Source organism: Thermus sp. (genome assembly GCF_037444525.1).
Taxonomy (GTDB): Bacteria; Deinococcota; Deinococci; order Deinococcales; family Thermaceae; genus Thermus.
Genome location: NZ_JBBIMD010000092.1, coordinates 1 through 5,430, shown reverse-complemented (window position 1 = coordinate 5,430; position 5,430 = coordinate 1). Strand labels below are relative to the sequence as shown.

Annotated in this window: 4 protein-coding genes; 2 read left to right on the top strand and 2 right to left on the bottom strand. The window is 66.9% G+C overall.

Going from position 1 to position 5,430, the window contains the following annotated elements:
• Window positions 1-136 precede the first annotated feature (136 nt).
• Together WKI94_RS11350 and lon are read left to right on the top strand one after the other, a co-directional pair.
• Window positions 137-676 (top strand): hypothetical protein, encoded by a 540-nt coding sequence (locus tag WKI94_RS11350; RefSeq protein ID WP_337845839.1) that lies wholly within the window; start codon window positions 137-139, stop codon window positions 674-676.
• Window positions 677-736: 60 nt separating this feature from the next.
• Window positions 737-3,118, top strand: coding sequence for an endopeptidase La (lon, locus tag WKI94_RS11345; RefSeq protein ID WP_337845838.1), 2,382 nt, complete (start codon window positions 737-739; stop codon window positions 3,116-3,118).
• Here lon and WKI94_RS11340 read toward each other — a convergent pair.
• Together WKI94_RS11340 and WKI94_RS11335 are read right to left on the bottom strand one after the other, a co-directional pair.
• On the bottom strand, window positions 3,115-4,581 hold the full coding sequence (locus WKI94_RS11340) for a hypothetical protein (protein ID WP_337845837.1): 1,467 nt from the start codon (window positions 4,579-4,581) through the stop codon (window positions 3,115-3,117). The genes lon and WKI94_RS11340 overlap by 4 nt on opposite strands.
• Window positions 4,536-4,787 carry a hypothetical protein gene (locus WKI94_RS11335; RefSeq protein ID WP_337845836.1) on the bottom strand — a complete coding sequence of 84 codons (252 nt, stop codon included), beginning with the start codon at window positions 4,785-4,787 and terminating at the stop codon, window positions 4,536-4,538. The genes WKI94_RS11340 and WKI94_RS11335 overlap by 46 nt, the downstream gene beginning before the upstream one ends.
• Window positions 4,788-5,430 lie beyond the last annotated feature (643 nt).

The following is a 5,430-nucleotide window of genomic DNA, read 5'->3' as shown; positions in this document are numbered from 1 at the left end:
CGGAGCGGAGGTTGAAGGGTTTTGCCGAGGTGCAGGAGGTGTTGGAAGGGATGCTTCGGGAAAGGTATGCCCCCCGTACACAGACGCTTACACATAAATCTTGACACGACCATCCTTTCCATGGTATAGTCTGCCCATGATGGGCAAGCCATACCTCCCAAAAGGCTTCCTGGGACTGGCCCTTGGGGTTCTGCTCTCCGCGTGCTCCATTCCCATCACCGTTAACCTTCCTGACCAGACCCTAGAGCTTCCTGGGCTTTCGGACACCTTCGGAAAGGTGGTCTACCCCCAGGAGGCCCTCGCCTCCACCCCACCTTCCGTGGACGTGGTAAAGGGGCTTCGGGTGGACGGGCTTCTGGAAGCCTCCCAACCCCTAACCGCCACCCTGGAGTTTTACGCCCGCACGAAGGACCCCAGCGCCGACCCCGGGTGCCAAGCCCCTCCCCTCGGCAGCGCTGGCGTCTACCTCTGCGCCATCGGTCCGGACGACGAGAAGGTGGGGGAGGCGGTCTTCAACGGAAGCCAGCAGGCTTCCTTCACGCTCCAAGGCACCAAGCTTACCGAAGGCATCAAACAGGGCAAGCTCTGGCTTGGCCTGAAGTACCAGGGCCTCCCCTCCACCCCCCTCACCCTCACCTTCAAGGACATGAAGGCCACCATCACCGTGGGCTTCTAAAAGACCTTTTGTGCCCCCGGGTGCCTTTGGCCCCGGGGGCATCCCGTATCATGGGGGTAGATGAAGGAGCTTCGCCTGGAACTTCCCGTCCTGCCCTTACGGAACACCGTCATCCTCCCCCACACCACCACGGGGGTGGACGTGGGGCGCCCCAAGAGCAAGAAGGCGGTGGAGGAGGCCCTCGCCGCCGACCGGCTCATCTTCCTGGTGGCCCAGAGAGACCCGGAGGTGGATGACCCCACCCCTGAGGACCTCTTCCCCGTGGGCACCCTGGCGGTGGTGAAGCAGGCCATGCGCCTCCCAGACGGCACCCTCCAGGTGATGGTGGAGGCCAGGAACCGGGCCCGCATCGGCCCCTACGTGGCCGCCCCCTACCTCCGGGCCCTGGGGGAGGTGATCCCCGAGCCCCCCCTCGAGGACCCCAGCCTGGCCCGGGTCCTGGTGGGGGAGGTGCAGGAGGCCTTTGAGCGCTACGTGCAGAACCACAAGACCCTCCGCCTGGACCGCTACCAGCAGGAGGCGGTGAAGGGCACCCTGGACCCGGCCATCCTCACCGACCTGGTGGCCCACCACGCCACCTGGTCCCTGGAGGAAAAGCAGGACCTCCTGGAAACCCCGGGGGTGGAGGAACGGCTGAAAAAGGTTTTGGCCCTTCTGCTTCGCGACCTGGAGCGCTTTGAGCTGGACAAGAAGATCGCCGCCCGGGTCAAGGAGCAGATGGACCAGAACCAGCGGGAGTACTACCTCCGGGAGCAGATGAAGGCCATCCAGAAGGAGCTCGGGGGTGGGGAGGACTTCCTTTCGGAGATTGAGGAGCTAAGGGAGCGGATTGAGAAGAAGGGGATGCCGGAAGGGGTGAAGGAGAAGGCCTTAAAGGAGCTCAAGCGCCTGGAGAGGATGCAGCCCGGCTCCCCCGAGGCCACGGTGAGCCGCACCTACCTGGACTGGCTCCTCGAGGTCCCCTGGCAGGAGGCCGACCCCGAGGTCCTGGACATCGCCGTGACCCGCCGCGTCCTGGACGAGGACCACTACGGCCTGAAGGACGTGAAGGAGCGCATCCTGGAGTACCTGGCGGTGCGCCAGCTCACCCAGGGGCAGGAGGTGCGGGGCCACGCCCCCATCCTCTGCTTCGTGGGGCCGCCTGGGGTGGGCAAGACCTCCCTGGGCAAGAGCATCGCCCGCAGCATGAACCGCAGGTTCCACCGCATCTCCTTAGGGGGCGTGCGGGACGAGGCGGAGATAAGGGGCCACCGCCGCACCTACATCGGGGCCCTGCCGGGCAAGATCATCCAGGGGATGAAGCAGGTGGGGGTGGTGAACCCTGTCTTCCTCCTGGACGAGATCGACAAGCTCTCCTCCGACTGGCGGGGGGATCCGGCGGCGGCCCTTTTGGAGGTCCTGGACCCCGAGCAGAACCACACCTTCACCGACCACTACCTGGACGTGCCCTACGACCTCTCCCGGGTCTTCTTCATCACCACCGCCAACACCCTCGCCACCATCCCGAGACCCCTTCTGGACCGGATGGAGGTCATCGAGATCCCCGGCTACACCCTGCCTGAGAAGCGGGCCATCGCCCGCCACTTCCGCTGGCCCTACCAGGTGAAGGAGGCGGGGCTCGAGGGCAGGCTGGAGATCACCGACCGGGCCATTGACCGCATCGTCCAGGAGTACACCCGGGAGTCCGGGGTGCGGAACCTGGACCGGGAGCTTTCCAAGGTGGCCCGCAAGGCGGCCAAGGAGTACCTCGAGGCCCCTTGGGAGGGCGTGCGGGCGGTAGATGAGGGGGATCTGGAAGGGTACCTGGGCGTGCCCAAGTACCGCCCCGACCGGGCGGAGAAGGAGCCCCAGGTGGGCCTGGCCCAGGGCCTGGCCTGGACGCCCTTTGGGGGCACCCTCCTCGCCATTGAGGCCATGGCCGTCCCCGGTACGGGCAAGGTGAACCTCACGGGGAACCTGGGGGAGGTCATGAAGGAGTCCGCCCAGGCCGCCCTCACCTACCTCCGGGCCCACCGGGAGGAGTGGGGGCTCCCCGAAGGCTTCCACAAGGACTTTGACCTCCACATCCACGTGCCCGAGGGGGCCACGCCCAAAGACGGCCCCTCCGCGGGGATCACCATGGCCACCGCCCTGGCCAGCGCCCTCACCGGCCGCCCGGTGCGCACGGACATCGCCATGACCGGGGAGATCACCCTAAGGGGCAAGATCCTCCCTATCGGGGGGGTGAAGGAGAAGCTCCTCGCGGCCCACCAGGCGGGGATCCGCAAGGTCATCCTACCCAAGGAGAACGCGGCCCAGCTCAAGGAGGTGCCGGAGGAAATCCTGAAGGACCTGGAGATCGTCCTGGTGGAGGAGGTAGGGGAGGTCTTGAGGCTCCTCCTCCTGCCCCCGCCCCCACCCCTTCCCCACCCCGACCGGCCCCAGCCGGGGGCAGGGGCCTAGGCCCTCCTACCCCCTGAGGGAGCCGGGGCCAGGACCGCCAGGTCCAAAGCGGGTTCTTCTCCCCCTTCCTGGGCCCGCCAAAAAGCCCAGCCCAGCTCCACCAGGGCGAGCTCCGCCCGGCTTTCCAACCGGTAGGGTCCGGGGGGCAACCGGAGCCGCACCAGCCCCCTCCCTAGGGGCAAAACCCCGAGGCCAGGCTTCTGACCAGGCCCCACCCCGGGCAGGAAGTAAACCTCCCCCAGGGGAGCGTGGAGGACCAAGGGCCAAGCCAACCCCCCAAGGCCCACCCCTAAGGGGCTGCGGAGGGCCAGTTGGATTTCCAGCTCTAAAAGGGCAGGCTCCTCCAGGGTCCAGGCCAGCCCCGTGGGCGTCCCGTGCCGCTGGACCCAGGCCGCCCGCTGTTCCTCCAGAACCACCCCAGGGCCATAGGGGAAAAGCTCCGGCTGCGCCCGCCCCTTGCGGGCCACCCGCTGGGAAGGCCAGAGGTCCAGCTGGAGGGTTTCGCCCGGAAGGAAAAGGGGCCGAAGGAAAGGGGACAAAGGAGGAGGCTCTGGGGAGGCCTCCCCGGCCTGAAGGCGGTGGTAGAAGGCGGCCCAGGCACGGCCCTGAGCCTCCAGCCACTCCGCGGCCAAACGGTGCAGGCGCCGCCTAACCCCAGGCTCCAGGGCCCCGTAGAAAACCCTGCGCACCGCCTCATCGGCGAACACCCATTCCCCTTCCCGGTAAACCAACCAGTGCAGGGCTTCCAACCGCTCCACCTGTTCCAGCACCCCTAGGGCCCTCACCAGCCCTTCCTCCAAAACCCCAGGGTGGACGGAAAGCTTCTCTAAGGCCAACCGCTCCTCGGGGCAAAGGCGGGCAGCCTCCAGAAACACCGCGGCGCGCACGCGCTGGGGCAGGCCCTCGGGGTTACCCAAGGCCAAGAGTTCGCGGAGAAAAAGGGGCCAGCCTCCGCTGTTGAGATAGTAGGCGGCCGCCTCCTCAAAGGGAAAGCTCTTGAGGATGGTTTGACGGGCCTCAAACCAAGAGAGGGGCTCCAGGGCGAGCACCCAGGTCCGGGAAGGGGGGTAGTGGACCCGGGCCGCCAGGACAAAAGGGGGATCTTCCCCAAGAGCGCTTCGGGAAAGGACATAGACCCCATGGGGGTTTTGGGCCATCTGGGGCGCTCTTTCCAGGGAGGGGAAGGGCTCGCCCAGGTAGAAGACCCCCCTGCCCTGCCCGAAGCCCAGCCGGAAAGGGAGCTCCAGGCGCTCCGCCAGGGCCCGGGCCACCCCTTGGGGATCCGCGCCCAGAGGGGCGATGAGGAGGACCAGGTGGGGCGGGCTTAGGCCCTGGAGGCGTTCCGGAAGGAGCATGAGGTCGGGCCTCGAGCCCAGGCGGGCCCTAAGGCCCGCCAACCACCCGTCCCACTCGGGGCTTAGGCCCTCGAGGCCCTCCAGGGGCAGACCCTCCGCCTCGTCCACCAGCACCACCACCGGGGGCAGGACCAGGGGATCGCGGCCCTTGAAGAACTCCCCCCCAGGACCCGGTTCAGGGCGTGGAGCTCCACCCTCAGGTTCTGCAGGGCGGCCCCGTGGCCCCAAAGGAGGTCCGCCAGAAGGGCCCGCCGGGTGGGGCCTTCCAGGGCCAGATAGTAGAGGAGGGCCAGGCCCTTCCGCCTGACCCGCACCACCTCCCCCCCCGCTCCAATCGGGCGGGCCCCTGGAGGATCAGCTTAAAGCGGTTCTCCAAAACCCGGCCTCTAATCCCATGGCTCGGCATCAGTGCCAACCTCCCATCCATATGCAAGGCCCAAAGGGGTTAACCGCCGGCGTTAAGGAAGTGTTAACTTGGCCTCATCTTAGCCCTCTGCCTTAACGCATGGGGGCAAATCTAACCCCAGGATAAAAACTTCCCCTTAACTAACCCTTAACGCACCCCCCTTTACCTTGGCCGGCGAAAGGAGGTGGGAAGCGTGGCACGGGTAAGCCTAGGGCTCCTTTGGGTTGTCCCTGCTGTTCTGATCCCCATCCTTACGGGTGCTCTAGGCCCCCAGGCCACGGTGCGGGTAGACGTTCTGATTCCCGAACGCGCGGTCCTCTGGCTCGAGGCCCCCGGCCCTGGAGCGGGGGGAAGCCTCCGGGGGCTCCTCTGGGCAGGAAGGGGTGGGGGAAGCCCGGCCCAGCCCCCCTACTGCCCCAGGAACTGTGCTCGGACAAACACATGTGAGACTGCCCCAACTAAAATGTGGGGACCACTCCAACATGAAGGAGGTCCCCACGAATGCAGCTTACCACCATCGGCCAGGAGATGTGGAAGGGAGCCCGGCTGGC

Coding starts and splice junctions, on each gene's coding strand:
- WKI94_RS11350 (WP_337845839.1), top strand. CDS start 137: ATGATGGGCAAGCCATACCTCCCAAAAGGCTTCCTGGGACTGGCCCTT.
- lon (WP_337845838.1), top strand. CDS start 737: ATGAAGGAGCTTCGCCTGGAACTTCCCGTCCTGCCCTTACGGAACACC.